Consider the following 25,593-nt stretch of genomic DNA (forward strand, 5'->3'; position numbering starts at 1 on the left):
ATGTAGATTCCTGCGCATGCATTCCAGTGTCCACCAGGCCATTGCCACCGTCTGGCGCCTCGAATCCGCGCGCGTCACGGCGGCCGTGGCGCGCATGGTGCGCGACATCGGTGTGGCCGAAGAACTGGCGCAGGATGCACTGGTGGCCGCGCTCGAACACTGGCCTGCCGACGGCGTCCCCGACAACCCGGGTGCCTGGCTCATGACCACCGCCAAGCGCCGCGCGCTCGATCACATTCGCCACCGGCAGATGGCCGATGCGCGGCACGAAGACATTGCGGCCGACATGGAAGCGCTCGGCACCACGCACGTGCCCGATTTCGTGGACGCCCTGGACGAGGCCCGGCAGGACGACATTGGCGACGACCTGCTGCGCCTGGTCTTCACCGCCTGCCATCCCGTGCTGTCCACCGACGCGCGCGTGGCGCTCACGCTCAAGCTGCTGGGTGGCCTCACCACGCACGAGATCGCGCGTGCCTTCCTGGTGCCCGAGGCCACCATTGCCCAGCGCATCGTGCGCGCCAAGCGCAGCCTGAGCGAGGCCGGCGTGCCTTTCGAGGTGCCGCGCGCTGGTGCCTTGGGCGAGCGCCTGGCCTCGGTGCTGGAGGTGGTGTACCTGGTGTTCAACGAGGGCTACACGGCCACCAGCGGGAGCGACTGGATGCGCCCCGCGCTGTGCGATGAGGCGCTGCGCCTGGGGCGCATGCTGGCGCAGATTGCGCCGCAGCAACCGGAGGTGCACGGCCTGCTGGCACTCATGGAAATACAGGCCTCGCGCACCACAGCGCGCACCGACGCCGAGGGGCGCCCCGTGCTGCTGGCCGAACAGGACCGTGCGCGCTGGGACCCCCTGCTCATTCGCCGTGGGCTGGCCGCGCTCGACCGTGCCGACCTGCTCACCAGCGCGCCGGGCCCCTACCACCTGCAGGCGGCCATCGCCGCCTGCCACGCACGCGCGCGGCGCGCGAGCGACACCGACTGGTCCCGCATCGCCACGCTGTATGGCGAACTCGCCCGCGTGGCGCCCTCGCCTGTGGTGGAACTCAACCGCGCGGTGGCTGTGGCCATGCACGCCGGCCCGGCGGCTGGCCTCGTGCTGGTGGACGCGCTCATGAAAGAAAAAGCCCTGCAGCGATACCAGTGGCTGCCCAGCGTACGCGGTGATCTGCTCGAAAAACTGGGCCGGCGCGAAGAGGCACGCGCCGAGTTCGAGCGCGCTGCCGATCTCGCGGGCAATCAGCGCGAGAAGGCCTTTCTGCTGGAACGGGCGGCGGCGCTGGGTTGACGAAGCCGGCCCCGGTGAAACCCCCATGGCCCTCCCACTGATGGAGGGCCACACTGGGGCCACACCAGGCCCCTATGGATCCCACAACAAAAACCACCTTCCACGACGTCCTGGTCATTGGCGCGGGGCCGGCGGGTCTGGCGACCGCCGCCTGCCTGGCACCGCTGGGGCTGGACGTGAAGCTCGTTGACCGTGCGCTCGAACAGGCTTCATCCTGGCGCCACCACTACGAGCGCCTGCACCTGCACACCGTCAAGTCGCACTCGGCGCTGCCTGGCCTGCCGTTTCCCGACAGCGCGCCGCGCTATGTGCCGCGCGAGGGCGTGGTGGAGTACCTGATGGCCTACGCCGAGCACCATGACCTTCGGCCCGAGCTGGGGCAAGAGGTGGTCGCGATCGAGCCTGCGCCAGCCGGTACCCTGGCGCGCTGGAGCGCCACCACCGCCGGAGGAGGGCAGCGCCTGGCCGCGCGCCACGTGGTGCTGGCCACCGGCGCCAACCGCAAGCCGAGCTCGCCCGAGTTTCCGGGGCAGGCTGATTTCGGCGGGCGCATCCTGCACAGCCGCAGCTACCGCAACGCCGCGCCTTTCGCTGGCCAGCGCGTGCTGGTGGTGGGCATGGGCAACACCGGGGCCGAGATCGCGCTGGATCTGGTGGAGCACGGCGTGCGCGCCGCGCTCTCCGTGCGTTCACCGGTCAACATCGTGCTGCGCGATGTGCTGGGCCGGCCCACCCAGCTCTCGAGCATCGCGCTGAGCAAGCTGCCCGCGGCCTGGGGCGATGCGCTCGCCGTGGTGCTGCGCAACCTCACTGTGGGCGATCTCAGCCGTTACGGCCTGCACACCGCGTCGATCTCGCCGCTGCGCCAGTTGCGCGAAGAAGGTCGCACACCCGTCATCGACGTGGGCACCGTGCGGCGCATCAAGGCCGGTGACATCCAGATCTATCCCGGCATCCAGACGCTCACCCCCGGTGGCGTGCGGTTCATCGGTGGCGAAGAACACCCCTTCGACGTGGTGCTGCTGGCCACCGGCTACGACGCCGCGCTGCGCGAGCTGTTTCCCCGCACGAGCTTGCCGCTGGATGCGCGTGGCATGCCACCGGACACGGTGGGCCATGGTGCGCTGGAAGGCGTGTACTTCGTGGGCTTCGACGTGCGCCAGCCGGGCGGGTTGTTGCGCTCCATCGGGCCGCAGGCGAAAGCGGTGGCCGAGCACGTGCGCCGCAGCTAGGTCGGCGGGCGCGCGGCGTCCACGGGGTTCGACGCCTCGATGCTGTGCAGCCACTCACGCCAGATCGCCACCAGCAGCGCCATCAGCACCGGTCCCACGAACAGGCCGACAAAGCCCATGGTGGTGACGCCGCCCACGAGGCCGAAGAAGGTGGGCAGAAAAGGTAGTTTCACCGGTCCGCCCACCAGACGCGGGCGCAGCGTCTTGTCGACGATGAAAAGTTCGACCGCGCCCCAGACGAACAGTGCCACACCGGCAGCGGGGTGACCCGAGCCCACCAGGTAGAGCGAGACCAGCGTGAACGACAGCGGCGCGCCGCCCGGCACCAGCGCCATGAACCCCGTGATGACGCCGAGCAGCACGGGCGAAGGCACACCGGCGATCCAGTAGGCCACTCCCAGCACCACGCCTTCGCCCACCGCGATCACGCCCATGCCGATCACGGTGGCGCTCACCGTGGCCGGCACCACGCGAGAGAACCGCTGCCAGCGCTGGTGCAGCACGCGCTCGCCCACCACGTCGAGCTGCGCCGCGATGCGCGTGCCGTCCTTGTAGATGAAGAACAGCGTGATCAGCATGAAGAGGATGGTGAGCGCCAGGTTGAACAGGTTGCCCGTGGCGGCCAGCGCCATGCGGTAGATGTTGCCCACGTGCTGGCCACTCAGCAGCTGGATCCATTCGCCCAGCGCGCCTGGTGCGCCCAGGTGTTCGCGCCAGTAGATGGCCAGTTGCTCGCCCACGAAGGGCAGCGCGGCGATCCACGCGGGCACGGCGGCACCGTTGCGGTTGGCCGCCAGCAGCCAGTTCACCAGCAGCGTGGCCTCCTGCAGGGCGTAGTGCAGCGCCAGCATGAGCGGCGCCACCAGCACCGCCAGCACCACCAGCAGCGCCAGGCTGGCCGCCAGCGTGGTGCTGCCCCGGCAGCGTGCCACCAGGCGTTCGTACAGCGGCCAGCTGGCAAAACCGACGATCAGCGCCGCGAGCACGGGCACCACGAAGCCCCGGAAGAAAAAGACACCGGCGGCCAGCAACAGGAGCAGAAGACCACGGGCGACGAGAGAGGCGGGAAGAACTGGGGGCATGCGGAAATTCTGACACGCCCCGCCGGAGCCGATAAAGTGCGTCATGGACCGCATCACCACCCTTCACATCGGCGAACAGTCCACCCGACTGACCGCCACCACCGATCCCGGCGTCGACACGCTGTTGTACCTGGGCACCCGCGAACTCGGCTCAGGGCCATGGCGCAACGAGCCACCTTCCCCGCTCGAGCTGGAGAACGCCATCGCGTTCGTCGAAGACATCCTGATGCCGGTCGCGAAAACCTTGCCGCCGGGCACCAAGCTGGTGACGCACGACGCCGAGGCGCGCCATCTTGTGGTGCTGTCGCGGCCCGGCGAAGACCCGGCGCCGCCCTTGTCGGTCGAACACGTCGAGCGCGTGTTCAACGACCTCGTCGCGATCGCTCAGGGCCGGCCCACCGCATCGAGCGGCCTGCCGACCGATGCGGGGTTCACCGCCTGGGTGCTGATCCTGCGCGAGCTCATGCAGCACCTGGGTTTCGACTCGATCACCGTGAAGGAGCCCATCGAATGAACGACGCCAAGGAGCCCGGCGAGTACCTCGTCATCTCGCGTGGCCAGTGGGACGCCGATGCGTCTCCGCAAGATATCCAGACCGCCATCGATCAGTTCTACGACTGGCACGAAGACCTTGTGGCCAAGGGTCAGATGAGGCCCGGCCAGCGGCTGGCGCGGGAGGCCCGGCTCGTCACCCGCGAACGGATCATCGACGGGCCGTTTGCCGAAGCCAAGGAAGTGGTGGGGGGCTACTGGTGGATTCTGGCGCACAGCCTGGACGAAGCCGCGCGCATTGCGGCCGACAACCCCTGTCTGGCCTATGGCCTGTCTTTCGAGGTGCGGCCGATCGAGGGCGTGCGCGCGAGTGCGTTCGCGGTGACCAGCGAAACGCCGGCTGCTGCAACGGCTCCTACAACACGGTGAAGCAGGCAATCTCCACGCGGTCGGGCAGCCGCGTGCCGCTGCCGATGAACATCCGCTCGTTGATCCAGCCGAGCGAGGCCGAAGCCGTCTCGAACGTGGGCGCGCAGCGGAAATAAACCAGCGCCGGGTCCACCGGCTCGCCTTTCACCAGCCGGGCGGTGACGTCCTTTGAAGCCACGCGGATTGCGCGGTTGCACACGTAGATCAGATCGCCAGCGTCGGTTTCGAGCACGTAGCGCGCGTCGAGCTGGGCCAGCGTGGGCGTGACGATGGCCTGGAAATCGGCGCCACCGGGCAACACCCGCGCGGTCCAGCCGTCGCCCTGCACATCCCCACCGAGGATGGGTATGACGCGCCGGTTGCCAGCGGCCGTCTGGCCGACTTCGTGGGCCGGGGCAACTTGAATCGAGAGCGTGGCGAAGAACGAAAGCGGAGGTGGGGCGGGATGGTTCATGCGGCCATTGTCCCGTTCATTCGTTGGCCCGGAAACCCGTGGCCTTCACCACCTGTGCCCAGCGGGCGGTCTCGCCAGCGATGGTGGCGGCGAATTCGTCGCCGCTTTCCTGCGGCACATCGAAGCCCTGTGCTTCGAGCTTGGCCTTGTAGTCGGCGTTGCCCTGTGCCTTCACGGTGGCGGTCTGAATTTGCTCGAGCACGGCCCGGGGTGTGGCCGAGGGCGCCATGAGCCCGAACCACACGGTGGAGCTGAGGTCCGGGTGGCCGAGCTCGGCCAGGCTCGGCACCTGCGGCATGAACTTCGTGCGTTCCTTCGATGTCACGGCGATGGCGTTGAGTTTGCCGCTTTGCACATGCGGCAGCGCCGCCTGCAGCTGCGTGAAGCCGAGCAGCACCTGACCGCCGAGCAGGTCGGCGATCTGCGGCGCGCTGCCCTTGTAGGCCACATGGACCATGTCCAGCTTGAAGCGCTCGTTGAGCTGGAAGCCGAGGAAGTGCGACGGTGTGCCGGGGCTGAACGAGGCGTAGCTCACCTTGCCGGGATTGGCCGACACCCACTTCACCAGATCTGGCAGCGTCTTCGCTGGTACAGAAGGGTGGGTCACCAATACCAGCGGGCTCTCGATGCCCTTGGCGATGGGCTTGAAGTCGGCCTGCTTCCAGCGCATCGCGGGGTAGACCGATGGGTTGATGGTGAACATGGCCTGCGTGCTGATCCACAGCGTGTGTCCGTCGGCGGCCGCATTCTTCACCTGCTCCGCGCTCAGGTTGCCGTTGGCGCCGCCCTTGTTCTCCACCAGAAACGTGCCACCGGTCTGCCGCGCGAGCTGGTCGGCCAGTGCCCGACCATAGGCGTCGACCGAGCCGCCCGCTGGCGTGCCCACCACCAGCGTGACCGGTTTGGCGGGCCAGGCCTGAGCGCTGACCAGCGAGGTGGTGAAAGCAGCCACCAGCGCGAGCAGCGCCATGCGGGTCTTGCGGGGGCGTGTGAGGGGTGCGTGTGGGTTGGTCATGGGGTGTCTCCTGGGCATGGGTTCGTGGGCAGACCGAGAATCTATGCCCGGAGTGGGTGGTTGACCAATACAACTATCCTCAGGGTATTCACCCAGTGGAGTCGAATCGATGACCGAGCTGTTTCTCTACCGCCTGAGTCGACTGCAGGCGGTGGCCGTGGCGCCTGTGGGGCGGCTGTGCCAGGCCCGCTACGGCATTTCTCGGCGCGAATGGCGCCTGCTCGTGGTGCTGGCACGGCACGGCGCCATGCTGTCGTCCGAACTGGCCGACCAGGCCCAGCTGGACCGCGCTCGCACCTCGCGCATCGTCACCACACTGGCCGACATGAAGCTGATCGTGCGGGAAGTGATACCCAGCGATCGCCGGCAGGCCCGGGTGTCGCTCACACCCGAGGGCCAGGCCCTCTACGACGAGTTCCTGCCGGTGGTGATCGAACTCAACCGCCAGCTCTTGCTGGAGCTCGAACGCGATGAGATCCGCCAGCTCGATGGTTTGATGGATCGCCTGGCCGACCGCGCGAAGCGCAACCTGGCCGCGCTCGATCTGCCGAAGATGCCGCGCTCGAAACCCAGCCGGCAGTAGGTGAAGGGCAAGGCGGCTTCAGGCCGCCGGCGCCACCTGCTGCGCCATGTACACCTGGTGCAGCGTGATCTTGCGCACCTCGACCTGGCTGGCCTGGATGTGCGAGCGCAGCAGCAGGTCGGCGCGGTCCGCCTTGCGGGCGAGGATGGCGCGCAGGATCTTGGCGTGTTCGTCGTAGGTGGCGTCGATGCGCATCTGCTTCAGAAAATCGAGCCGGCGGATGATGCGGATGCGCTCGGTCACCTCGTGGTGCACGCGCGCCAGTTCGGCGTTGCCCGCCGCGCTCACCAGGGTTTCATGAAAAGCTTCGTCCCACGCGGCCACCTGCGTGGCGTCGCTGCTGCGCTCGGCCACCGGCACCAGCCAGCGTTCCTTCAGTTCCTGCAGCAGCGGTTCGGAGGTTGTCGGGTCCTGCAGGCACAGGCGCTGCACCGCGGTGGTCTCCAGCACCATGCGCAGGTCGTAGAGCTGGTCGAACTTGTCGAAATCGAACGGCAGCACGCGCCAGCCGCTGCGAAACATCACCTCCACCAGCCCTTCCTGCTGCAGGCGGAACAGCGCCTGGCGCACCGGCGTGCGAGACACCTCCAGCCGCGCGCACAGCTCGTGCTCGGTGAAACGGTCGCCCGGCACCAGGCGAAAGTCGGCGATGTCGCGCTTGAGCTGTTCGTAGACTTCGTTGGCGCGTGAGGGATGGGGTGTCTTCTGCACGGGGAAACTCTATCTCATCGCGCTGGCAGCGCCGCGATCAGCTGCGCACTGGTCGCGGTCCAGCCGATGATGGCCCCCTGCGCGCGCAGCATTTCCACCGCCGCCGCCTTGAAATGCGGGAAGTAGCTCTCCGTGCAATCCTCCAGCAGCAGGCAGTCGTAGCCCCGGTCGTTGGCCTCGCGCATGCTGGTCTGTACGCACACCTCGGTGGTCACGCCCATGAACAGCAGGTGTGTGATGCCGGCCTGCTGGAACTGTGCGTGCAGCGGGGTGCCGTAGAACATGCCCTTGCCCGGCTTGTCCACCACCGTCTCGCCGGCCATTGGCGCCAGCGCTGGAATGATCTGGTTGCCGGGTTCGCCCGCCACCAGGATGCGGCCCATGGGCCCCACATCACCAATGCGCAGCGTGGGATTGCCGCGCAGGCGCTTGGCGGGCGGGCAATCTGAGAGGTCGGCGGCGTGCGCCTCGCGCGTGTGCACCACCAGTCCCCCCGCCGCGCGCCAGGCCTTCAGCACCGCCTGGCAGGCCGGCACGATGGCTTCGAGCAGCGCCACGTTGTTGCCCAGCGTTTCGCCGAAGCCACCGGGCTCGATGAAGTCGCGCTGCATGTCGATGATGACCAGCGCGGTGTGCGCCACGTCGAACTCGTAGGGGAACGGCAGGGCCTGGACTTGCATGGCCGTGCTCACACCATCAGGCTCACGTGCGCTGCCACCACGCGCCAGCCCTCGGGTGTGAGCATCCAGGTCTGGCTCTGGCGGCCGACGCGGTCGCTGCCTGCGCGGTGGAATTCGGTGTTGGCGGTGGCGAAGGCGCGGCCGTAGGTGGTGATCACGGTGCGGCCGAGCGTGCGCTCCAGTCCGGCCGATGGGCGAGCGGCGCGAAACGCACGAATCGCGTCGGCGCCGTAGAGGTTTTCGGTGGCACCGTAGCGCAGCGTGTGCGGGCTGTCCCAGAACAGCTCGTCGAGCACGGCCACGTCGTTGGTGGTCAGCGCCTTCTCGTACCGCTCGAAGGCCTCGGTCACTTCGGCCAGCACATCCGGAATGTTCACTTCGATCACAGGCCAGGCTCCTTCACATGCGCCACACCCGCCTGCGCCAGCGCCCAGCCCGCGCGCAGTGCCAGGTCTTCGCGCCAGGGCGCTGCAATCAGCTGCACGCCGATCGGCAAGCCCTCGGTGCCCGATGGCCACAGCGGTGCGGCCACCACCGGGCAGCCGGCGAACGAGATCGGTTGCGTGAGCAGGCCGATGGAAGGCCGGCAGGGAAAACGCTGGCCGTTGATGTCGATCCACTCGGTGCCGATGGCGGGCGCGGCCACGGGTGTGGCGGGCGCGATCAACACGTCCCAGTCGCGGAACAGCGCGTTCACCTTGTCGCGGTAGACGCGGCGAAAGCGCTGCGCGCGCAGGTACCAGGCGGCGGGCTGCAGCGCGCCCGAAATGAAGCGGTCCACCGAGAGCGGCTCGAAATCGGCGGCCTGTGTGCGCAGGCGCTGGAGGTGCAGGGCGCCGCCTTCGCTGGCGCTGGTGATGAAGGCGGCGGCACGGGCCTGCGCCGGATCGGGCCAGGCCACCGTGGCGCTGGCGCCCAGCGCAGAGGCGGCGCGGGCCACGGCCTGTTGCGCGGGCGGGCTGGCCAGTTCGGCGAACCAGCCGCCGAGCACGCCCACGCGCAGACCTTGTGCGCCCAGACCGAGCGAACGCGTGACCGGCTGCACGCTGGTGGCAAAACAACCTGGGTCGAGCGGGTCCGGTCCCTGCAGTGCGTTGTAGGCCAGGGCGAGGCCGGCCACATCGTCGGCAAACGGACCGAGGTGGTCGATGCTGTTCACGAACGGGTAGGTGCCGCGCCGCGAGAGCCGACCGAAGGTGGGCTTCAGGCCCCACACGCCGCAGAAGGAAGAGGGCACGCGGATCGAACCGTTGGTGTCCGAGCCGAGCGTGAGCGGCACCTGGCCAGCCGCCACCGCCGCGCCCGATCCACCCGACGATCCGCCCGCCACATGCCCGAGCTTGTGCGGGTTGTGGCAGGGGCCGTAGTGCGTGTTCTCGGTGGTGAAACCGTAGGCGTACTCGTCCATGTTCAGCGAGCCCACCAGCACCGCGCCAGCGGCCTGCAGGCGCTGCACCAGCACCGCATCGGCGGTGGCGGGCGGGTTCGCGCGGTTGACCTTCGAGCCTGCCAGCGTCACCTCGCCTTCGATATCGAACAGGTTCTTCACCGCGAACGGCACACCGGCCAGCGGGCCCAGCGTTTCGCCGCGCGCGCGCTGCGCATCGACCCGCGCCGCCTGGGCACGGGCGGCGGCTAAGCGCATGCCGGTGAAGGCGTTGATGCGGGCATCGGTGGCTTCGATGCGGGCGATGCAGGTGTCCAGCACCTCGGCCGCACTCTGCTGGCCGTTGGCCACCGCCTGCGCGGTCTGGCTGAGATTCAGGGGCATGGGCATGTCAGTGCGGCGAGGGAATGTAGGGCGCAGGGCAGAACACTTCCACCACCTCGTCGTCGTCCAGCAGCGGAAAGGCATCGAGCAGTTCGGCCATGGCGGCGGTGCGCTGCAGGTGCGTGGCCACGCGCGTGGTCTGTTCGTCGTCCAGCGGCAGGCCGAGCAACCGGGCGCTGGTCTTCACGTACTCGCGAACATCCTGTTCTTCCATCAGTGACCTTTGTAGGGTTGGGTGAGTGAGGCCGGCGCGATCTGGCGACCCACCAGGCCGCCCACGGCGAGCAGCGCCAGCACGTAGGGCAGCATGATGAGCAGCGCATTGGGAATGTCCACACCCATCGCCGGCAACTGGAACTGCAGCGCCGTGGCGCCGCCGAACAGCACGCAGGCCAGCAGTGTGCGGCCCAGGAGCCAGTTGCCGAAGATCACGGCCGCAATCGCCAGGTAACCGGCGCCGCTGGTCATGCCTTCGGTGAAGGTGTGAATGTCGCCGATGGAGAGGAAGCAGCCCGCCAGCGCCGACATGAAGCCGGTGAACAGCACCGCGCCGTAGCGGATGCGGTTGACGTGCAGGCCCGAGTTGGCGGCCGCGTGCGGCGCTGTGCCGGCCGAGTGGATGGCCAGGCCCAGCGACGTGGACCGCATGACCCAGGCCACACCGACGATGAGCACGATGGCGGCGTACAGCAGCCAGGTCTGGCGGAACACGTGTTCGCCCAGCACGGGCAGATCGGCCAGGCCGGGCGGCGCCCATTTGTCCAGCCCGGGAATTTCGGTGCGGGAGCGGCTGCCGAAGATCGCGCGGTAGCCCAGCGTGGTGGCGCCCAGCACCAGAATGTTGATGCCGATGCCGGTGACGATCTGGTTGGCGCGCAGCGTGATGCTCAGAAAAGCCTGCAGCCACGCCACCGGCAGCACACACAGCACGCCGATTGCCAGGCCCAGCACCGGTGAACCGGTGGCCCACGAGCCCACGGCGCCGGCAAAGGCACCGGTGAGCATCATGCCTTCCACGCTCATGTTGAGCACGCCGGCACGCTCGCTCACCAGCTCGCCGGTGGCGGCCAGCAGCAGCGGTGCCGCCAGGCGAATGGTGGAGCCAATGAAGACGGCGGCGAGTTCGGGTTCGATCATGCGGAGCGTCCTTCCATGCGCTGGATGGCGAGCGCAGCGCCAGCCAGCGTGATGATGATCAGGCCCTGGATCACCACCACCAGGGCGGTGGGCACCTGTGCCACCATCTCCATGTTGATGCCGCCCGAGCGCAGGAAACCAAACAGCAGCGAACCGGCAATGACGCCCGGCACCGAGCCGCGCGCCAGCAGGCCCACCACCAGACCATCGAAACCGTAGCCCGACGAGAACCCGGCCTTCAGCGTGTACTGCTCGCCCTGCAGCATGCAGGCGCCCGCGAGCCCGCCCAGCGCGCCCGCCGCGCACAACACGCCGATGGTGAGGCGGTCGATCGCCATGCCGGCGCGGCGCGCGGCGCGCGGGTTGAGGCCGGCGGCGCGCAGCTTCAGGCCCAGTACGGTGAAGCCCAGCACCACAGCCACCACCACCGCCAGCACCAGTCCGATGGGCAGACCCGCGTGCAGCGGCACCGACGCATCGCCCAGCAGCAGCGGCAGTTGCGTGGCGACCGGAATCTCCAGCGATTCCGGCAGCGTGGCCGAGGTCGTCATGGGTCGGCGCAGCAGGTTCTCCGACTGCACGCTGCCGTAAACCATCCAGATCGCAATGAACGAGAGCAGCAGCGTGGCGATCACTTCGTTGGTGCCGGCCTTGACTTTGAGCACCCCCGCAATACCGCCCCAGAACGCGCCAGCCACGCAGGCCCCGAGCATCGGCACGATGAAGGCCAGCCCGAACGGCAGACCTGCCACCGCCGGCCACAAGCAAAGCGCGATGGCGGCGATGCCGCCCACGGCGATCTGGCCTTCGCCGCCCACGTTGGTGAGGTTGGCGCGTTCGGCGAGCACGAAACCCAGACCCACCAGCATCAGCACCAGCGCGCGGTTGATCGAAGCGGCCAGCGCATACGGCGAGCCCCAGGCACCGTCGGCAAACGCCGCCACCGCTTCCAGCACGGGCACGCCCATCAGGGCGACCAGACCCATGCCCGCGAGCAGCGAACCGGCGACGGCCGCCACCGACACCCAGAGAGCAGGGCCGGGTCGCAGGGTCTTGAGTGTGAGTGCGGTGCTCATGCGGTTTGTTCCTGTTGACCCGCCATCCAGGCGCCAATGCGTTCCCGCTCGGACCGGTCGGCGCGGCAGATGCCCATCACACGGCCCCGGTACAGCACCACCACGCGGTGCGCCACCGAGAGCAGTTCATCGAGTTCGGACGAAATCAGCAGCACACCGACCCCGCGCGCGGCGACCGCGCGGATGTGGTTGTAGATCGCCTCCACCGCGCCCACGTCCAGACCGCGCGTGGGTTGGGCGGCGAGCAGAAACCGCAGGGCATCGAGCGTGAGCTCGCGCGCCAGCACGGCCTTCTGCTGGTTGCCGCCGGAGAGGCCGCCGAACGCCACGTCGGGGCTCGCGGCGCGCACGTCGAAGTGCGTCATCAGTTCCTGCGCGGCGCTGCGCAGGGCCGCGCGGTCGAGCAGGCCGAAGCGGCGAAAGCGGTTCAGGCGGTCCAGCATCATGTTCTCGGCCACGCTCATGCCCGTCACGCAGGCCAGCGCGTGGCGGTCTTCCGGCACCACGCCGCAGCCGGCCTGCGTGAGCACGCGCGGTGGCTGGCCTGTCATTTCTTCGCCATGCAGGAAGAAGCGCCCTTCGGTGGGCGCGAGCATGCCCGAGAGCACGGCGCCCAGCTCGCTCTGGCCGTTGCCCTCCACACCCGCCACGGCCACGATCTCGCCGGGCGCCACCATCAGCGTGAACTGGTCCAGCCGCAGCACGCCGTCGGCATCGCGCACGGTCAGGCCGTCGGCCATCAAGGCGGGTTCGGATTCCCGCGATCCGGGCGACGCCACCGGCACATCGGCGAGCGTGGAGGTGGCCGCCGGCTCCGCCAGGTCGCGCTGGATCATGGCGCGCACCAGCAGATCAATCTCCTGTGTGGGCGCATCGGAGTGTGCCGCCACACGCCCACCGCGCAGCACCGTGGCGCGCCGCGCCACCTGGCGAATTTCCGCCAGTTTGTGCGTGACCAGCGCCACGCCGCAACCTTGCGCGGCCACGCGCTCGCACACGGCGAGCAGCGCGGCGATTTCGGCTGGCAGCAGCACGGCCGTGGGTTCATCCAGCACCAGCAGGCGCGGCTCGCGGATCAGGCATTTCACGATCTCCACCCGCTGGCGCTCACCGACCGAAAGATCCTGAATGAGCGCCCACGGGTCCAGCGCCAGCCCGTAGCGCTCGCGCATGGTGTCGAGCCTGGCGGCCCAGGCCTTGCGGTCGAGCACGCCGCTGGCCTGGCCGAGCAGCAGGTTGTCGACCACGCTGAGGTCGGGCACCAGGCTGAAGTGCTGGTGCACCATGGCAATGCCACGAGAAAGCGCTTCGGCCGGCGAGCGCGGTCGCCAGGGCTGGCCATCAAAGCTCATGCTGCCGGCGTCGGGCGCGTACACACCGAACACCAGGTTGCACAGGGTGGATTTGCCGGCGCCGTTCTCCCCCAGCAGGCAATGCACTTCGCCGGGCCAGAGTTCGAGCGAGACGTCCTGCAGCGCCTGCAGCGTGCCGAAGCGCTTGCACAGCCCTTCGATGCGCAGCAGCGGCGCACCGGCCGGCGCCCGCGCGCCTGCCGTGCCCTCTCCCGTGTCCGGCGTCGCGCGCATGGGGATCAGCCTTCCAGCACCTTGATCTTGCCGCTGAGAATGTCCTTCTTGATGTCCTCGAGCTTCTTCTTCACTTCCGGCGTGGCGCCGCACACCACCATGTCGGAAGCCTTGGAACCCATGGCCAGGCCGAACGGCTTGTAGCCCGCCTTCCAGGTGCCCTTCACCGCTTCGTCAATGGCGTACTGCACCTGGTAACCCACACCTGTGATGCTGTAGGCGGGGTACAGGGCGTCGGTGCCGCAACGGTCGGTGTAGCTGCCCACCACCTTGGTGCCTTTTTCCTTCGCCGCCTGCTCCATGCCGCGCAGGCCCAGATTCAGGATGTGGTAGTGCACATCGGCACCCTGCGCGATGGCCGCCAGCGTGGCTTCCTTGGACTTGGCCACGTTGTCGAAATCGCCGGTGTAGTTCTCGAAATACTTGATCTTCGGGTTCACGTACTTCGCGCCGTTGCCGAACTCCTTGCCGGCGTTCACGATGGACGGAATCTCCATGCCGCCCACGTAGCTCACCGCGCCATTCTTCGACAGCATGGCAGCTGCCGCACCCGCCACGAAAGCGATCTCGGCCTGCTTCACGTCGTAGCCGGCCACGTTTGGCATGTCTTCGGCCTTGTTGCCACCCACGATGGAGAAGCGGGTGTTCGGGAAGCGCTTGGCCACCTTCATCACCGCCGCCTGCGTCTGCCCGCCCACGCCGATCACCAGCTTGTTCTTGCTGGCCAGGTTGGTCAGCGCCTGCTCCATGTCGGCGTAGTTGATGTTCTCGATCATCTGCACCTTGACCTTGTCGCCGTGCGCCTTCTGCGCCGCCACCAGACCGTCGTAGCCCGACTCCATCCAGCCCTTGTCGGACTTGGAGCCGGGAATCAGGATGCCGACCGCCAGCGGGTCGGCGGCCTGCGCCAGCGGCGCGAGCGCACTGGTCGACAACAGCAGTGCAGACGCGATGCCGCTGAACGCGAACCCACGGCGGGATGTGGAAGATTTGAGGAAAGAAGATTTCATGGCATGCCTTTCGCTTGGGGTGGGGGAGGGAAGTAAATAACTGATTACTTATCGCCATGTCCTGCAATAACAGTGCCAGTGTTGAGCGTGGATTTCTGCCCCAGATGGGTGCGCCGGAACCTCGGTGCACCAGCCTGTAGCGACCGCGACCCATCGCCGCCCTTGACCGCTGCACCCAACCGGAGCTTTTCATGAAACGCCATCCCTACCTGCCCGATGCCCGCACCGAAGGCGCTCTTGGCCTGGGCCACCACTACCACTGGATCGCCACGCCCGACGAGGTGGACATGGCCATGCCGGCGCCCGAGCCGGTGCGCGCGCGCATCGAGGCCGCGCCGCAGAACGTGGTGCTCGACCTGCGGCGCACCGCCATCGTCGTGATCGATCTGCAGAACGACTTCTGCACCAAAGACGGCTGGGTCGATTCGCTGGGCTTCGACTGCACAGTGGATCGCACACCCATCGAGCCTTTGCAGAAACTGTTGCCCGCACTGCGCACCGCCGGCGTGCCGGTGATCTGGGTCAACTGGGGCAACCGGCCCGATCTGGCCAACATGCCGCCGAACCAGATTCACCTGTACGACAACGGCGGCCAAGGCGTGGGCCTGGGCTACCCGCTGCCCAGCGGCAAGGGCAATGTGCTGGAGAAAGACTCGTGGGCGGCCGCAGTTGTTGACGAACTCGCCCCCGTGCCGGGCGACATTCAGGTGGACAAGTACCGCATCAGCGGTTTCTGGGACACCCCGCTGGACAGCATCTTGAAGAACCTCGGCATCAAGAGCATCCTGTTCGCCGGCTGCAACACCGACCAGTGCGTGCTGCACACACTCACCGACGCCAACTTTCTGGGTTACGGCTGCGTGATGCTGGAAGACTGTTGCGCCACCAGCTCCCCCGCCTTCTGCACCGAGGCCACGGTGTGGAACGTGAAGAAGTGCTTCGGCTTCGTCACCGGCTCGCAGCAGGTGCTCGACGCTCTGCCTGTGCGATGACGGCTTCATGGGCGTCCGGGGGTTTTGTCCCCGGTGTGAATGGCGAACGCGAGCCCACGAGCCCGGGTGTGCTCGATGGCCTTCGGCTCGCGGTGAAAGACCTCATCGATGTGGCCGGTGCACCCACCGGTGCCGGCAACCCGGATTGGGCCGCCAGCCATGCCGTACCCGATGCCGACGCCGCCTGCGTGGCCCGGCTGCGCGCCGCCGGTGCGTGCGTGGTCGGCAAGACCCTCACCGACGAACTGGCCTTCAGCCTCGAAGGCGAGAACGCGTTTTACGGCACACCACGCCACCCGGTGGACGAGGGCCGCCTGCCCGGTGGTTCGTCCAGTGGCTCGGCCGCTGCCGTGGCCTGGGGCGATGCCGACATCGCGCTCGGCACCGACACCGGTGGCTCGGTGCGCGTGCCGGCTTCGTTCTGCGGCGTGGCGGCCATGCGGCCCACCCACGGGCGCGTTTCGCTGCAGGGTGTGGTGCCGTTCGCCCCGAGCTTTGACACCGTGGGCTGGTTCGCGCGCGATGTGCCCACACTGCGCGCAGTGGGGCACGTGCTGCTCGGCAGCGACCCCGCTGCGGTGCGCCCCGCGCTGCGGCTCTGCGTGGCGCTCGACGCGCTCGCGCTGGCCGACGCAGACGTTCGGCAAGCGCTGCTCGACTGGGCCGCGCAGGCCGGCGTCAGCGCTCCCCGCGAGGCCTTCGCAGGCGCGTGGCAACCCTGGGGAGCGGCTTACTCGGCCTTGCAGGGGCACGAGATCGCAGACCAGCTGGGCCCGTGGATCCGGCGGCAACGGCCGAACTTCGGCGCGGCCATTGCGCCGCGCTTCGAGCAGGCGATGGCGCTCGACGCCAGCCTGCGCCCGCATTGGCAAGCCTGGCGCAAAGCAGCCGCCCGCGCGCTGGTGGATCGCATCGGCCCCGACGAAGCCTGGCTGGTGCCAGCCGCGCCTTGCGTCGCGCTGCGGCGCGCAGCCGATGGCGACGAACGATCGCGTTTCTACACGCAGGCGCTTGCGCTGGGCGCCATCGCCGGACACGCCGGGTTGCCCCAGATCGTGCTGCCGCTCACCCGTGCCCAGGGCTTGCCCGTGGGCGTATCCTTCATCGCTGCCCCGGGCCAGGACGAGCGTCTGCTGGACCTTGCACTGGCCTTGTCGACGTCCGGGAGTTCCCTTTGACACTTGAATCACCTTCGCGCCGTGACCCGGCCCGCACGCGCGCCCGTCTGCTGGAAGCGGCGGTGGCCGAGTTTGGCGACCACGGTTTCAGCGGCGCACGCACCGACCGCATCGCGCGCCACGCGGGCACCAACATCCGCATGCTCTACCACTACTTCGGCAGCAAGGACGACCTCTACGTCGCCGTGCTCGAGGCGGTGCTGGCCGACCTGCGCCACGACGAACTGCAGATCGACGTGGACACCATGGAGCCGCTGGAAGGGCTGATGGGCATCTTCGATTTTGTGGAGAACCATTTCGCCGCGCACCCGCGCCTGCGCAAGCTTCTGGCGTTCGAGAACCTCAACGAGGCGCGCCACCTGGCGATCTCCACGCGCATTCCCGAAATGGCCACGCCGGTGCTCAGCCGCATTCGCAAGCTGCTCACGCGTGGCGTGGCCAATGGCGAGGTGCGCGCGGGTGTGGACGCGCTGCACCTTTATGTGGCCATGGTCAGCCTGTCGTATTACGGGCGTGCGCATGCCTTCACCCTCTCCCGCATCTTCCACAAGGACCTGCACAAACCGTCGTGGCAGAAGGCGCACCTGAAAATGGTGCGGCAGATGCTGGCCGCCTTCCTCGCGCCCGAGCCCGGGTGAACGGCCTCACCGGCGCACCTCGCGCTGAAAGATCTCCAGGCTCAGCTTCTTCGCATCGATGAAGCTGGGTTCGGACAGCGTGGCGGTGGTGCGCGGGCGCGGGTCGTTGTAGGGCAGGATCTCGGCCACTTTGGTGGGCCGCTTGGTCAGCAGCAGCACCTGGTCGGCCAGGTACACCGCTTCTTCCAGGTCGTGCGAGACCAGCATCATGGTGGTGCCGGTCTGCATGAACACTTCCTGCAGTTTCTCGCGGATGAACAGCGTCATCTCGAAGTCGAGCGCCGAGAACGGTTCGTCGAGAAACAGCACCTCGGGGTTGGGTGCGAGCGCCCGCATGATGGATGCGGTCTGCTGCTGCCCGCCCGAGAGTTCGTAGGGGTAGCGGTTCAGGTCGAACTTCACGTCGAACGAAGCCACCAGCTCGGCCATGCGCCGGTCCACCTCGGCCTTGCTCTTGCCTTCGAGCTTCAGCGGGTAGGCGATGTTGTCGATGGTGCGCATCCACGGGAACATCGCTTCGCGGTAGTTCTGGAACACGTAGCCGATCTTGGTGTCCTTCAGGCTCTTGCCGTCGAACAAAATCTCGCCGCTGTCGATCGGCACCAGCCCGGCGATCATGTTGATCAGCGTGCTCTTGCCGCAGCCGTTCGGCCCGAACACCGACACGATCTTGTGCTTGGGAATGTCGAGGTCGAAGTTCTCGTACAGCGGCCAGCCGGCAAAGTACTTGGTAAGCCCGCGAATGGTGATGTGCGTGCCGGACGGCCCGGGCTTGAATTCGGGCGCCGGCACGTCAGCGTCAAAGGCCGGGGCATTGAGTACAGCGTTCATCTTCCGCTCCAGTGGACGATCTTCCGTTCGATCAAGAGAAAGAGGACATTCAATGCGTACCCCAGCGCACCGGCCGCCAGGATGGACGCGTACATGTCCTTCACGTTCATCACCTGCTGCGAGTTGATGATCCGGTTGCCCAGGCCGCTGTCGGCACCAATGAACATCTCGGCCACGATCACGATCACGAGCGCCATGGACACAGCCGAGCGCAAGCCCACGAAGCTCGGTTGCAGGCTCTCCCACACCAGCACGTCCTTGAACACCTGCCAGCGCGTTGCGCCCATCACCTTGGCCGCCATCACGCGCTGCTTGCGCGCATTGATCACGCCGTACGCGCTGTTGAACACCACGATCAGCAGCGCGCCGAAGGCCGCAATGGCGACCTTGTTGATGTCGGACACGCCGAAGATCATGAGGAACAGCGGGATCAGCGCCGACGACGGCGTGGAGCGGAAGAAGTCGATCAGAAACTCCACGCTGCGGTAGGCCTTCTCGTTGCTGCCGAGCAGCACCCCCAGCGGCATGCCGACGATGGCCGCGATCAGAAAGGCCTGCACGGTGCGCCACACCGTCACCGCGAAATCACCCAGCAGCGGACCACCGGCCAGGCCACCCAGCAGCGCGCCGAGCGCGTCGATCGGCGGCGGCAGCAAGATGGCCTTGATGAAGCCGGTGCGCACGGCCAGGTCCCAGATGATGAAGAGCACGACCGGTCCCACGAAGGGCAGGGCCTTGCCCCAGTCGGTCTTTTTCGACACCACCGGTGCCGCGTTGGCGGCCGGGGGTGTCCAGGGCTTACCGGTGGCCTCGGCGCTGGCGGGCGTGGTGGCAGCCATCGTGCTCAGCCCTTGTAGAGCATGGTGTCGACCATCAGGCGCGAGCTGAAGATGCCCTTCTCGCTGAACAGGTCGAAGAACTTCTGGAAGTGCGCCACGTCGGCGGGGGTGAACTCGTTGTACATGGTGTACGCGGCCAGCGGCACCTCGCCGGTGAGCGCGCCCTCGATGGCGGTGTAGCCCTTCAGGTATTGCCGCGCCTCCACCGACTTGGTGCGCACGTAGTTCACGCCCTTGCCGTAGGCCGCCACAAACTTCTTCGCCGCGTCCGGGTTCTTCTTGATGAAATCCGAAGCGAGCGAAGCCGAGCCGCCGAACCATGGCGCCTTGGGATCGCCCAGCACGTAGCGCGCGATCACGCCGGCTTCCAGCACCTTGGTGGTGCCGTTCATGCGGCCGATGGTGCCCGTGGGTTCGAGCGTGTAAGCGCCGTCGATCTGGCCGGCCGCGAGCGCGGCCACATGCTGGCCGATCGGCAGCTCCACCACCGTGGCACCCACTGCGCCGCCGCGCTCCAGCACGGTTTTGGCCAGCGTCACGTTCTGAATGCCGGGGCCGGACGCGACGCGCTTGCCCTTCAGGTCAGCCATCACCTTGGCCGGGCTCGCCACCGGCACGATCACTTCGTCGAGCACGTTCTTTACGTTGCTTGGGTTGGAGCAGAAGATCTTGAAGGTGCCGGGCTGGGCGATTTCACCGATGGCGATGTTGGCCGAGCCGGTGCCATTGGCGGTGCCGTCGGCGCGGCCCGAGAGCACCGCTTCCATTACCTGCTGCGCGCCAGCGAACTTGAGCGGCTCCACTTCCAGACCGGCTTCCTTGAAGTAGCCCAGCTCGATCGCCGAGTAGAACGGCAGCCCGGCGGCGATCGGCCAGTAGCCGATGCGGATCTTCGGCCCGGTCTGCGCGCGCAGCACGTTCGGCGTACCCAGTACACCCAGCACCGCACCGGCAGCGCCGATCTGCAGCACGCGGCGGCGGCGCGCGTCGGCGGGGGAAGGCAAAGGGGCTTGAAAGTGTTTCATGGAGAACTCCTGCTGGGTTGAAAACAATGGAATGGAAACCGTTCAGGTGGTGGCCACAGGCGCGGCCTTGAGCGAGGCGATGTAGGCTCGCCAGCCGCCCAGGTGGGTGATGTCGGTGGCACCATCGAGCGCCAGCGGCTCGCACAGGAAACCCTGTACCTGGCTGCCATCGGTGAGCGTGAGCGTGCCGATAGAGAGCGGCTGCGGCACCAGCGCGACGAAGCTGCCGTAGTGCGCCAGCGGCATGTTCCACACCTCGACCTCGATGCACTCGCCTTCGCCGCTCGCCACCCGCAGCAGGCCAGGCTTGGGCGGTGTGGTGCGGGGCAGGGCATACAGGCGGTACTGCGCGGCGGTGTGAGTGCGCGCGGCCAGCGTGGCGCCGCGCTCGGTGAGCTGGGCATTCAGCGGCATGCCCGAGAGGTGCGCGCCCACCACCGCCACCCGCACCGTGGGCGCGCTCGTCAGCCCTGGTATGGGCTGCGGCGCGTGCAGCGGCACACCCGTGGCGCCCTGCGTGAGGCCGGTGGCGTGGTGAAAGCGCTGCCCGAGTTCGGCCAGTTGCCAGTCCGAACCGCAGCGGCCAATGAGCGTGATGCCGAAGGGCAGGCCGTCGGGGCGCATGCTCGCTGGCACCGAGAGCGCGGCGTAGTCGAGCAGGTTGACGAAGTTGGTGTAGGCACCGAGCTGGCGGTTCAGCACCACCGGGTCGGCCTGCATGCGCGCGATGGTGTGGTGCGTGGGCGCGGTCGGCACCACCAAGAGATCGATGCCCTTCCACAGCGCCTCTGCCTGCTGGCCCAGCTCGGCCAGGCGCGTTTGCGCGGCCACCAGATCGCTCGCGCTGTAGCCTCGGCCCGATGCAATGATGCTGCGCACCGGCTCGATCACCTCGACCTCGTGCACGTCGAAGAAGTTGCGAATCGCCTCGTGCCGCTGCGCCACCAGCGCGCTGCCGTAAAGCATCTCCGCGCAGGCCGAGAGCGGCGCGAAATCCAGCGGCACCGCTTCGCCGCCCTGCGCTTTCAGTTGCGCCAGCGCGTCGTCGAAGGCGGCGCGAGCGGCCTCGTCGCCAAAGAACTCCAGCTCGGCAGGCACACCGAAGCGAAACCGCGTGCTGAATGGCTCGCTGGCCAGGCCCAGCGTGCGCGAATAGGGGTCTGCGGCGTCGTGGCCCAGCGCCGCCGCCAGCACGCGCACGGCGCCGGCCACCGTGGGGGCAAAGATGGAGACGCAGTCCACCGCCTGTGCGGCCGGCACCACGCCGCGCGCACTGATGAGCCCCCGCGAGGGCTTGAGGCCGACGATGTTGTTCAGCCCCGCCGGCACCCGGCCCGAGCCGGCGGTGTCGGTGCCCAGCGCGAAGTCGACCTGGCCCGTGGCCACCACATAGGCCGACCCCGAACTGGAGCCGCCCGACACATACAAGGGGTTGATCGCGTTGGGCACCGCGCCGTAAGGCGAGCGCGTGCCGCTCAGGCCGCAGGCGAACTGGTCGAGATTGGTTTTGCCCAGCACCAATGCACCAGCTTCGAGCAAACGGCGCACCACGCTGGCGTGGGCATCGGGCCGGTACGCAAAGGCCGGGCAGGCCGCCGTGGTGGGCCAGCCTGCCACGTCGATGTTGTCCTTCACCGCGAAGGTCAGGCCCGCCAGTGCACCGGTGGGCGCCCCGGCAATGGGCTGCGCCGGGTGGTGAATCCACGCCTGCGGCGCCAGCGGAGCCGCAGGGGTCGGGAGGGTTTTTTCTTGCACCATGTTTAAGCATTCCATCTTGGATACAAGATCACATGCAAGATGAATGCCAGCCGATGACTGGAAAGTCCCGCCACGGTCCTGACACAAAGCGCCGCTCCAATCGGCGCATGAAGACCGTCGACCTGATCTATTTCAATGCCGGTGGTGGCCACCGGGCCTCGGCACTTGCGCTTCAGGCCGTGCTGGCCGCGCAGGAATGGCCCTGGCGGGTGCGCCTGGTGGACCTGTTCGAGGTGCTCGACCCGCGCCAGCGTTTTCGGGCCATGACCGGCAAGGCCCCGGAGGACTGGTACAACCGCCGCCTGGCGCGCGGCTGGACCATCGGCATGGCGCAGGAACTCAAGCTGCTGCAGGGACTCATTCGCCTGTCTCACCCCATGCTGGTTCGCCAGCTCCAGCAGCACTGGCTGCACACCGAGCCCGACCTGGTGGTCTCGCTGGTGCCCAACTTCAACCGCGCCATGTTCGAGAGTCTGGCCAGCGCATTGCCCGGCGTGCCCTACGCGACCCTGCTCACCGACCTCGCCGATTTCCCGCCGAACTTCTGGATCGAGCGCGACCAGCCGCAGCACTTCATCTGCGGCACGCCGCGCGCGGTGTCGCAGGCCCGCGCCATGGGACACGACGCCAGCCGCGTGCACGCCACCACCGGCATGCTGGTGCGGCCCGAGTTTTATCTGCCCAGGAGCAGCGCCGACCGGTCCCATGCGCTGCGCCAGCTCGGGCTCGACCCCGCGCGTCCCACGGGCCTCGTCATGTTTGGTGGCCACGGCTCGAGGGCCATGCTGGGCATCGCCGAGCGCCTCTCGGCCAGCACGCAGCTCATCTTCATCTGCGGCCACAACACCGCACTGGCCACGCGCCTGCGTGAACTGCCCACCGGTGCACCGCGCCATGTGGTCGGCTTCTGCAGCGACGTACCGGGCCTCATGCAGTCCGCCGATTTTTTCATCGGCAAGCCCGGCCCGGGCAGCCTGAGCGAAGCGGTGCAGATGGGCCTGCCCGTGATCGTGACGGACAACGCCTGGACCATGCCGCAGGAGCGCTACAACGCCCAGTGGGTGCGCGAGCAGCGGCTGGGCATCGTGCTCCGGAGCTTCAGAACCATCGAGCGCGCGGTGGCTGAACTGCTGTCGGATCTGAACGGGTTTCGGCACAGCGTGCGCCGGGTCAACAACCGCGCGCTGTTTGAGGTGCCGCACATCCTGGACCGCATCCTCGCGCAGGCCGACACAGTGCGTTCGCCCGCGCTCCCCACGCAACGTTTCACCTCGACACCCGGGGGATAGGCACAACATGGAGCGCCGGTCAGAATGGTGCCCATGCTCCTGGCCCAGATCTCCGACCTGCACATCAAACCGCCCGGCCGGCTGGCCTACGACAAGGTCGATACCGCCGCCTTCCTGCGCGCTGCGGTGGCGAGCCTCCTGCAGCAAAACCCGATGCCCGTTGCGATCCTGGCCACCGGAGATCTGGTGGACGGGGGCCACGCCGAGGAATACGCCCACCTCCAGGAGATCCTCTCGCCGCTGGGCCTTCCCTGTTACGTGGTGGCCGGCAACCACGACGAACGCCATGGCCTGCGCACGGCATTTGACGGGCCGGGCTTCGAGTACCTGAATCAGACCGGTGAATTCCTGCAGTACGCGGTGGACCTGGGTGCGCTGCGCCTGCTGGTGCTCGACACGGTGGTGCCCGGCGAAGGCCGTGGACAACTCTGCGAACAGCGCTTGCGCTGGCTGGACGAACGCCTGGCCGAAGATCGCCGCCCGACCCTGGTGGCCATGCACCACCCCCCTTTCGCCAGCGGCATTGAATACATGGATCACTTCGGCCTGGAGAACGCCGACGCGTTCGAGGCTGTCATCTCACACCATCCGCACGTGGAGCGCATCCTCTGCGGCCACCTGCACCGCAGCATGCAGTGCCGCGTGGGCGGCGCTGTGGCCAGTGTGTGCCCCAGCACCGCGCACCAGGTGGCGCTGGATCTGCGCCCCGGTGCCACCGGCGCCTTCGTGATGGAGCCGCCCGGCTACCAGCTGCACCACTGGCACAGCGGGCGCCTTGTCACGCACACCTGCCCGGTGGGGGATTTTGCGGGGCCGTTTCCGTTTGGCTGACTGCTGCTGTCGAAGCGGTGACAGTGCAGGCTTATTTTTACAAAGCGCACGCTTGCTATAAATAGAGCCCGCTGCTAAGGTGCGCTCCATGAATCTGGAGACACCCGATACCGAAGCGCCGCGCCGGGCCCGCGGCCGCCCGCGCAAGACCGCCGATGAACGCGACGATGGCAACCGGCGGCGCGAGCTGATCGAAGGCGCGGCGCGGCTCTTTCGGCAGCAGGGCTTTGGTGCCACCACCACGCGCGACATCGCAGCTGCCGTGGGCATGCAGGCGGGCTCGCCGTTCTATCACTTTGAAAGCAAAGAGGCGCTGCTGGCAGCGGTGATGCTCGAAGGCATGCAGGGCGCGCTGCGGCGCCAGAACGCCGCGCTAGCCAAGCTCGCCGAAAACGCCACCGCCCGCGAGCGCCTGCACACCCTGGTGCGCAACCATTTCGACGTGCTGCTGGGTCCCGACAGCGACTTCATTCCCGTGATGCTTTACGAGTGGCGTTCCATCGACGCGGCGCAACGCGGCGAGGTGAACCGCCTGAAAGACGAGTACGAGGGAGCGTGGTCGCCGGTGTTGCAGGCCCTGCACGAAGAGCGCCGGCTCGCGGCCGATCCGGCGCTGGCGCGACTCATGATCTTCGGCGCGCTCAACTGGTCGGCCCAGTGGTACGCGCCGCCCTCGGGCCGCAGCGCAAAAGCGCGCGGGCGCGCCTCGCTCGATGAACTCACCACCTCGGCGTTGCAACTCTTTCTGAAGGAGCCGACATGAACCCGCACGACCACAAGGGCTACCGCTCGGCGTTCGCATCGGGTCTTTTTGCGGGCCGCGTGGTGGTCGTCACCGGTGGGGGCTCGGGCATAGGCCGCTGCACCGCGCACGAACTGGCCAGCCTGGGCGCGCATGTGGTGCTGATTGGCCGCAACCTCGCCAAGCTGCAGGACGTGGCCGGCGAGATCGTGGCCGATGGCGGGCGCGCCAGCTTCCACGCCTGCGACATCCGCCAGGAGGACGCGGTGCGCACCGTGGTCACCGCCATCGTCGGCGCGCACGGCCGCATCGATGGCCTGGTGAACAACGCCGGCGGCCAGTACATCACGCCGCTGGAGAACATCAGCGCCAAGGGCTGGCAGGCGGTGGTGGACACCAACCTCACCGGCGGCTTCCTCATGGCGCGCGAATGTTATGTGCAGAGCATGCAGGCGCACGGCGGCGCCATCGTCAACATCATTGCCGACATCTGGGGCTCCATGCCGGGCATGGGCCACAGCGGCGCAGCGCGCGCGGGCATGGTGAGCTTCACCGAAACGGCGGCCATGGAGTGGGCCCGGAGCGGTGTGCGTGTGAACGCGGTGGCGCCGGGCTACATCGCCTCCAGCGGCATGGACCACTACCCCGCCGAGGCCGGCCCCATGCTGCGCGAGATGCGCGAGACCGTGCCTGCCGGTCGTTTCGGCAACGAAGCCGAAACCTCCGGCGCCATCGTCTACCTGCTCTCGCCGGTGGCCAGCTTCATCAGTGGCACGGTGCTGCGGGTGGATGGTGCGCGCCCTCAGGTGCGCATGGGCTGGGGCCAGGTGGCCGCGCCGGTTGACGTGCAGACGCGCGACGCCGTGAAACCCTTCGATGGGTTTCACCGGTATGTCACGCCGAAGGTGTTCCAGGAATGACGTCGCA

At 67.9% G+C, this 25,593-nt stretch carries 28 protein-coding genes; 12 read left to right on the forward strand and 16 right to left on the reverse strand.

Annotated features, from left to right (window positions below; translation table 11 throughout):
- Positions 1 to 16: 16 nt before the first annotated feature.
- Positions 17 to 1,285: an RNA polymerase sigma factor gene (locus CAP37_RS15730; RefSeq protein ID WP_086125181.1), complete on the forward strand. Its 1,269-nt coding sequence runs from the start codon at positions 17 to 19 to the stop codon at positions 1,283 to 1,285.
- 74 nt (positions 1,286 to 1,359) lie between these two features.
- Positions 1,360 to 2,517 (forward strand): NAD(P)/FAD-dependent oxidoreductase, encoded by a 1,158-nt coding sequence (locus CAP37_RS15735; RefSeq protein ID WP_086125182.1) that lies wholly within the window; start codon positions 1,360 to 1,362, stop codon positions 2,515 to 2,517.
- Here the strand turns inward: CAP37_RS15735 and CAP37_RS15740 are convergent.
- Positions 2,514 to 3,599 carry an AI-2E family transporter gene (locus CAP37_RS15740; protein ID WP_086125556.1) on the reverse strand — a complete coding sequence of 362 codons (1,086 nt, stop codon included), beginning with the start codon at positions 3,597 to 3,599 and terminating at the stop codon, positions 2,514 to 2,516. The genes CAP37_RS15735 and CAP37_RS15740 overlap by 4 nt on opposite strands.
- A gap of 43 nt (positions 3,600 to 3,642) precedes the next feature.
- On the opposite strand from CAP37_RS15740, the gene CAP37_RS15745 reads away from it, so the two are divergent.
- Together CAP37_RS15745 and CAP37_RS15750 are read left to right on the forward strand one after the other, a co-directional pair.
- Positions 3,643 to 4,113: a hypothetical protein gene (locus tag CAP37_RS15745; protein ID WP_086125183.1), complete on the forward strand. Its 471-nt coding sequence runs from the start codon at positions 3,643 to 3,645 to the stop codon at positions 4,111 to 4,113.
- Positions 4,110 to 4,520: a YciI family protein gene (locus tag CAP37_RS15750; protein WP_086125184.1), complete on the forward strand. Its 411-nt coding sequence runs from the start codon at positions 4,110 to 4,112 to the stop codon at positions 4,518 to 4,520. Before CAP37_RS15745 ends, CAP37_RS15750 begins: the two co-directional genes overlap by 4 nt.
- On the opposite strand, the gene CAP37_RS15755 is transcribed toward CAP37_RS15750, so the two are convergent.
- Together CAP37_RS15755 and CAP37_RS15760 are read right to left on the reverse strand one after the other, a co-directional pair.
- Positions 4,507 to 4,974 carry a DUF3237 domain-containing protein gene (locus CAP37_RS15755; RefSeq protein WP_086125185.1) on the reverse strand — a complete coding sequence of 156 codons (468 nt, stop codon included), beginning with the start codon at positions 4,972 to 4,974 and terminating at the stop codon, positions 4,507 to 4,509. The two genes, CAP37_RS15750 and CAP37_RS15755, sit on opposite strands and share 14 nt — an antisense overlap.
- A 16-nt stretch (positions 4,975 to 4,990) precedes the next feature.
- The gene (locus tag CAP37_RS15760; RefSeq protein WP_179190250.1) at positions 4,991 to 5,989 is read right to left on the reverse strand and encodes a tripartite tricarboxylate transporter substrate binding protein; all 999 of its coding nucleotides are present in this window, start codon (positions 5,987 to 5,989) and stop codon (positions 4,991 to 4,993) included.
- 109 nt (positions 5,990 to 6,098) lie between these two features.
- On the opposite strand from CAP37_RS15760, the gene CAP37_RS15765 reads away from it, so the two are divergent.
- Positions 6,099 to 6,572, forward strand: a complete 474-nt coding sequence (locus CAP37_RS15765) for a MarR family winged helix-turn-helix transcriptional regulator (RefSeq protein ID WP_086125187.1) — start codon at positions 6,099 to 6,101, stop codon at positions 6,570 to 6,572.
- Between the two features lie 18 nt (positions 6,573 to 6,590).
- On the opposite strand, the gene CAP37_RS15770 is transcribed toward CAP37_RS15765, so the two are convergent.
- Genes CAP37_RS15770 through CAP37_RS15810 form a run of 9 tightly spaced genes read right to left on the reverse strand, consistent with a single transcriptional unit; the run spans position 6,591 to position 14,543 of the window.
- Positions 6,591 to 7,283, reverse strand: a complete 693-nt coding sequence (locus CAP37_RS15770) for a GntR family transcriptional regulator (protein ID WP_086125188.1) — start codon at positions 7,281 to 7,283, stop codon at positions 6,591 to 6,593.
- 14 nt (positions 7,284 to 7,297) lie between these two features.
- Entirely contained in the window at positions 7,298 to 7,963 is a 666-nt protein-coding gene (locus tag CAP37_RS15775) for a cysteine hydrolase family protein (RefSeq protein ID WP_086125557.1), read from the reverse strand.
- 8 nt (positions 7,964 to 7,971) lie between these two features.
- Positions 7,972 to 8,346 carry an oxalurate catabolism protein HpxZ gene (gene hpxZ, locus CAP37_RS15780; RefSeq protein ID WP_086125558.1) on the reverse strand — a complete coding sequence of 125 codons (375 nt, stop codon included), beginning with the start codon at positions 8,344 to 8,346 and terminating at the stop codon, positions 7,972 to 7,974.
- Complete coding sequence (locus CAP37_RS15785; protein WP_086125189.1) at positions 8,346 to 9,740, reverse strand: AtzE family amidohydrolase; 1,395 nt, start codon at positions 9,738 to 9,740, stop codon at positions 8,346 to 8,348. The genes hpxZ and CAP37_RS15785 overlap by 1 nt, the downstream gene beginning before the upstream one ends.
- A 1-nt stretch (position 9,741) precedes the next feature.
- Positions 9,742 to 9,948 carry a DUF4089 domain-containing protein gene (locus tag CAP37_RS15790; protein WP_086125190.1) on the reverse strand — a complete coding sequence of 69 codons (207 nt, stop codon included), beginning with the start codon at positions 9,946 to 9,948 and terminating at the stop codon, positions 9,742 to 9,744.
- Positions 9,948 to 10,871 carry an ABC transporter permease gene (locus CAP37_RS15795; protein ID WP_179190251.1) on the reverse strand — a complete coding sequence of 308 codons (924 nt, stop codon included), beginning with the start codon at positions 10,869 to 10,871 and terminating at the stop codon, positions 9,948 to 9,950. Before CAP37_RS15795 ends, CAP37_RS15790 begins: the two co-directional genes overlap by 1 nt.
- On the reverse strand, positions 10,868 to 11,947 hold the full coding sequence (locus CAP37_RS15800) for an ABC transporter permease (RefSeq protein ID WP_086125191.1): 1,080 nt from the start codon (positions 11,945 to 11,947) through the stop codon (positions 10,868 to 10,870). Before CAP37_RS15800 ends, CAP37_RS15795 begins: the two co-directional genes overlap by 4 nt.
- The gene (locus CAP37_RS15805) at positions 11,944 to 13,533 is read right to left on the reverse strand and encodes an ABC transporter ATP-binding protein (RefSeq protein ID WP_086125192.1); all 1,590 of its coding nucleotides are present in this window, start codon (positions 13,531 to 13,533) and stop codon (positions 11,944 to 11,946) included. The genes CAP37_RS15800 and CAP37_RS15805 overlap by 4 nt, the downstream gene beginning before the upstream one ends.
- Positions 13,534 to 13,538: 5 nt before the next feature.
- Complete coding sequence (locus CAP37_RS15810) at positions 13,539 to 14,543, reverse strand: BMP family protein (RefSeq protein ID WP_179190252.1); 1,005 nt, start codon at positions 14,541 to 14,543, stop codon at positions 13,539 to 13,541.
- 191 nt (positions 14,544 to 14,734) lie between these two features.
- Between CAP37_RS15810 and CAP37_RS15815 the strand changes: the two genes are divergently transcribed.
- From CAP37_RS15815 to CAP37_RS15825, 3 genes are read left to right on the forward strand one after another with little or no spacing between them, the layout of a single operon-like run.
- A complete protein-coding gene (locus CAP37_RS15815) occupies positions 14,735 to 15,535 on the forward strand; it encodes a cysteine hydrolase (RefSeq protein WP_143435958.1) in 801 nt (266 codons plus the stop codon).
- Entirely contained in the window at positions 15,532 to 16,713 is a 1,182-nt protein-coding gene (locus CAP37_RS15820; RefSeq protein ID WP_086125193.1) for an amidase, read from the forward strand. Before CAP37_RS15815 ends, CAP37_RS15820 begins: the two co-directional genes overlap by 4 nt.
- Positions 16,710 to 17,351, forward strand: coding sequence for a TetR/AcrR family transcriptional regulator (locus tag CAP37_RS15825; RefSeq protein ID WP_086125194.1), 642 nt, complete (start codon positions 16,710 to 16,712; stop codon positions 17,349 to 17,351). The genes CAP37_RS15820 and CAP37_RS15825 overlap by 4 nt, the downstream gene beginning before the upstream one ends.
- A 6-nt stretch (positions 17,352 to 17,357) precedes the next feature.
- On the opposite strand, the gene CAP37_RS15830 is transcribed toward CAP37_RS15825, so the two are convergent.
- The 4 genes from CAP37_RS15830 to atzF are packed head-to-tail and all read right to left on the reverse strand — an operon-like array spanning position 17,358 to position 21,804.
- Positions 17,358 to 18,182 (reverse strand): ABC transporter ATP-binding protein, encoded by an 825-nt coding sequence (locus tag CAP37_RS15830; RefSeq protein WP_086125195.1) that lies wholly within the window; start codon positions 18,180 to 18,182, stop codon positions 17,358 to 17,360.
- Positions 18,179 to 19,021 carry an ABC transporter permease gene (locus CAP37_RS15835; protein WP_086125196.1) on the reverse strand — a complete coding sequence of 281 codons (843 nt, stop codon included), beginning with the start codon at positions 19,019 to 19,021 and terminating at the stop codon, positions 18,179 to 18,181. The genes CAP37_RS15830 and CAP37_RS15835 overlap by 4 nt, the downstream gene beginning before the upstream one ends.
- 5 nt (positions 19,022 to 19,026) lie before the next feature.
- On the reverse strand, positions 19,027 to 20,046 hold the full coding sequence (locus CAP37_RS15840; protein WP_086125197.1) for an ABC transporter substrate-binding protein: 1,020 nt from the start codon (positions 20,044 to 20,046) through the stop codon (positions 19,027 to 19,029).
- A gap of 42 nt (positions 20,047 to 20,088) precedes the next feature.
- The gene (gene atzF, locus CAP37_RS15845) at positions 20,089 to 21,804 is read right to left on the reverse strand and encodes an allophanate hydrolase (protein ID WP_086125198.1); all 1,716 of its coding nucleotides are present in this window, start codon (positions 21,802 to 21,804) and stop codon (positions 20,089 to 20,091) included.
- Positions 21,805 to 21,911: 107 nt separating this feature from the next.
- On the opposite strand from atzF, the gene CAP37_RS15850 reads away from it, so the two are divergent.
- The 4 genes from CAP37_RS15850 to CAP37_RS15865 all read left to right on the forward strand — a co-directional run bounded on the left by CAP37_RS15850 (position 21,912) and on the right by CAP37_RS15865 (position 25,586).
- A complete protein-coding gene (locus CAP37_RS15850) occupies positions 21,912 to 23,093 on the forward strand; it encodes a glycosyltransferase (protein WP_086125199.1) in 1,182 nt (393 codons plus the stop codon).
- A 33-nt stretch (positions 23,094 to 23,126) separates the two neighbouring features.
- Positions 23,127 to 23,924 carry a phosphodiesterase gene (locus tag CAP37_RS15855; RefSeq protein ID WP_086125562.1) on the forward strand — a complete coding sequence of 266 codons (798 nt, stop codon included), beginning with the start codon at positions 23,127 to 23,129 and terminating at the stop codon, positions 23,922 to 23,924.
- Between the two features lie 88 nt (positions 23,925 to 24,012).
- Positions 24,013 to 24,687, forward strand: coding sequence for a TetR/AcrR family transcriptional regulator (locus CAP37_RS15860; RefSeq protein WP_086125200.1), 675 nt, complete (start codon positions 24,013 to 24,015; stop codon positions 24,685 to 24,687).
- Entirely contained in the window at positions 24,684 to 25,586 is a 903-nt protein-coding gene (locus CAP37_RS15865) for an SDR family oxidoreductase (protein ID WP_086125201.1), read from the forward strand. The genes CAP37_RS15860 and CAP37_RS15865 overlap by 4 nt, the downstream gene beginning before the upstream one ends.
- Positions 25,587 to 25,593 lie beyond the last annotated feature (7 nt).

The sequence above is a fragment of the Hydrogenophaga sp. IBVHS1 genome, assembly GCF_002127265.1.
Lineage (GTDB): Bacteria > Pseudomonadota > Gammaproteobacteria > Burkholderiales > Burkholderiaceae_C > Hydrogenophaga.

Excerpts from the sequence above, each read along its gene's own strand:
- CAP37_RS15730 (WP_086125181.1), top strand. The coding sequence starts at position 17 with ATGCATTCCAGTGTCCACCAGGCCATTGCCACCGTCTGGCGCCTCGAA.
- CAP37_RS15735 (WP_086125182.1), top strand. The coding sequence starts at position 1,360 with ATGGATCCCACAACAAAAACCACCTTCCACGACGTCCTGGTCATTGGC.
- CAP37_RS15740 (WP_086125556.1), bottom strand. The coding sequence starts at position 3,599 with ATGCCCCCAGTTCTTCCCGCCTCTCTCGTCGCCCGTGGTCTTCTGCTC.
- CAP37_RS15745 (WP_086125183.1), top strand. The coding sequence starts at position 3,643 with ATGGACCGCATCACCACCCTTCACATCGGCGAACAGTCCACCCGACTG.
- CAP37_RS15750 (WP_086125184.1), top strand. The coding sequence starts at position 4,110 with ATGAACGACGCCAAGGAGCCCGGCGAGTACCTCGTCATCTCGCGTGGC.
- CAP37_RS15755 (WP_086125185.1), bottom strand. The coding sequence starts at position 4,974 with ATGAACCATCCCGCCCCACCTCCGCTTTCGTTCTTCGCCACGCTCTCG.
- CAP37_RS15760 (WP_179190250.1), bottom strand. The coding sequence starts at position 5,989 with ATGACCAACCCACACGCACCCCTCACACGCCCCCGCAAGACCCGCATG.
- CAP37_RS15765 (WP_086125187.1), top strand. The coding sequence starts at position 6,099 with ATGACCGAGCTGTTTCTCTACCGCCTGAGTCGACTGCAGGCGGTGGCC.
- CAP37_RS15775 (WP_086125557.1), bottom strand. The coding sequence starts at position 7,963 with ATGCAAGTCCAGGCCCTGCCGTTCCCCTACGAGTTCGACGTGGCGCAC.
- CAP37_RS15785 (WP_086125189.1), bottom strand. The coding sequence starts at position 9,740 with ATGCCCATGCCCCTGAATCTCAGCCAGACCGCGCAGGCGGTGGCCAAC.
- CAP37_RS15790 (WP_086125190.1), bottom strand. The coding sequence starts at position 9,948 with ATGGAAGAACAGGATGTTCGCGAGTACGTGAAGACCAGCGCCCGGTTG.
- CAP37_RS15795 (WP_179190251.1), bottom strand. The coding sequence starts at position 10,871 with ATGATCGAACCCGAACTCGCCGCCGTCTTCATTGGCTCCACCATTCGC.
- CAP37_RS15800 (WP_086125191.1), bottom strand. The coding sequence starts at position 11,947 with ATGAGCACCGCACTCACACTCAAGACCCTGCGACCCGGCCCTGCTCTC.
- CAP37_RS15805 (WP_086125192.1), bottom strand. The coding sequence starts at position 13,533 with ATGCGCGCGACGCCGGACACGGGAGAGGGCACGGCAGGCGCGCGGGCG.
- CAP37_RS15810 (WP_179190252.1), bottom strand. The coding sequence starts at position 14,543 with ATGAAATCTTCTTTCCTCAAATCTTCCACATCCCGCCGTGGGTTCGCG.
- CAP37_RS15815 (WP_143435958.1), top strand. The coding sequence starts at position 14,735 with ATGAAACGCCATCCCTACCTGCCCGATGCCCGCACCGAAGGCGCTCTT.
- CAP37_RS15820 (WP_086125193.1), top strand. The coding sequence starts at position 15,532 with ATGACGGCTTCATGGGCGTCCGGGGGTTTTGTCCCCGGTGTGAATGGC.
- CAP37_RS15830 (WP_086125195.1), bottom strand. The coding sequence starts at position 18,182 with ATGAACGCTGTACTCAATGCCCCGGCCTTTGACGCTGACGTGCCGGCG.
- CAP37_RS15835 (WP_086125196.1), bottom strand. The coding sequence starts at position 19,021 with ATGGCTGCCACCACGCCCGCCAGCGCCGAGGCCACCGGTAAGCCCTGG.
- CAP37_RS15840 (WP_086125197.1), bottom strand. The coding sequence starts at position 20,046 with ATGAAACACTTTCAAGCCCCTTTGCCTTCCCCCGCCGACGCGCGCCGC.
- atzF (WP_086125198.1), bottom strand. The coding sequence starts at position 21,804 with ATGGTGCAAGAAAAAACCCTCCCGACCCCTGCGGCTCCGCTGGCGCCG.
- CAP37_RS15850 (WP_086125199.1), top strand. The coding sequence starts at position 21,912 with ATGAAGACCGTCGACCTGATCTATTTCAATGCCGGTGGTGGCCACCGG.
- CAP37_RS15855 (WP_086125562.1), top strand. The coding sequence starts at position 23,127 with ATGCTCCTGGCCCAGATCTCCGACCTGCACATCAAACCGCCCGGCCGG.
- CAP37_RS15860 (WP_086125200.1), top strand. The coding sequence starts at position 24,013 with ATGAATCTGGAGACACCCGATACCGAAGCGCCGCGCCGGGCCCGCGGC.
- CAP37_RS15865 (WP_086125201.1), top strand. The coding sequence starts at position 24,684 with ATGAACCCGCACGACCACAAGGGCTACCGCTCGGCGTTCGCATCGGGT.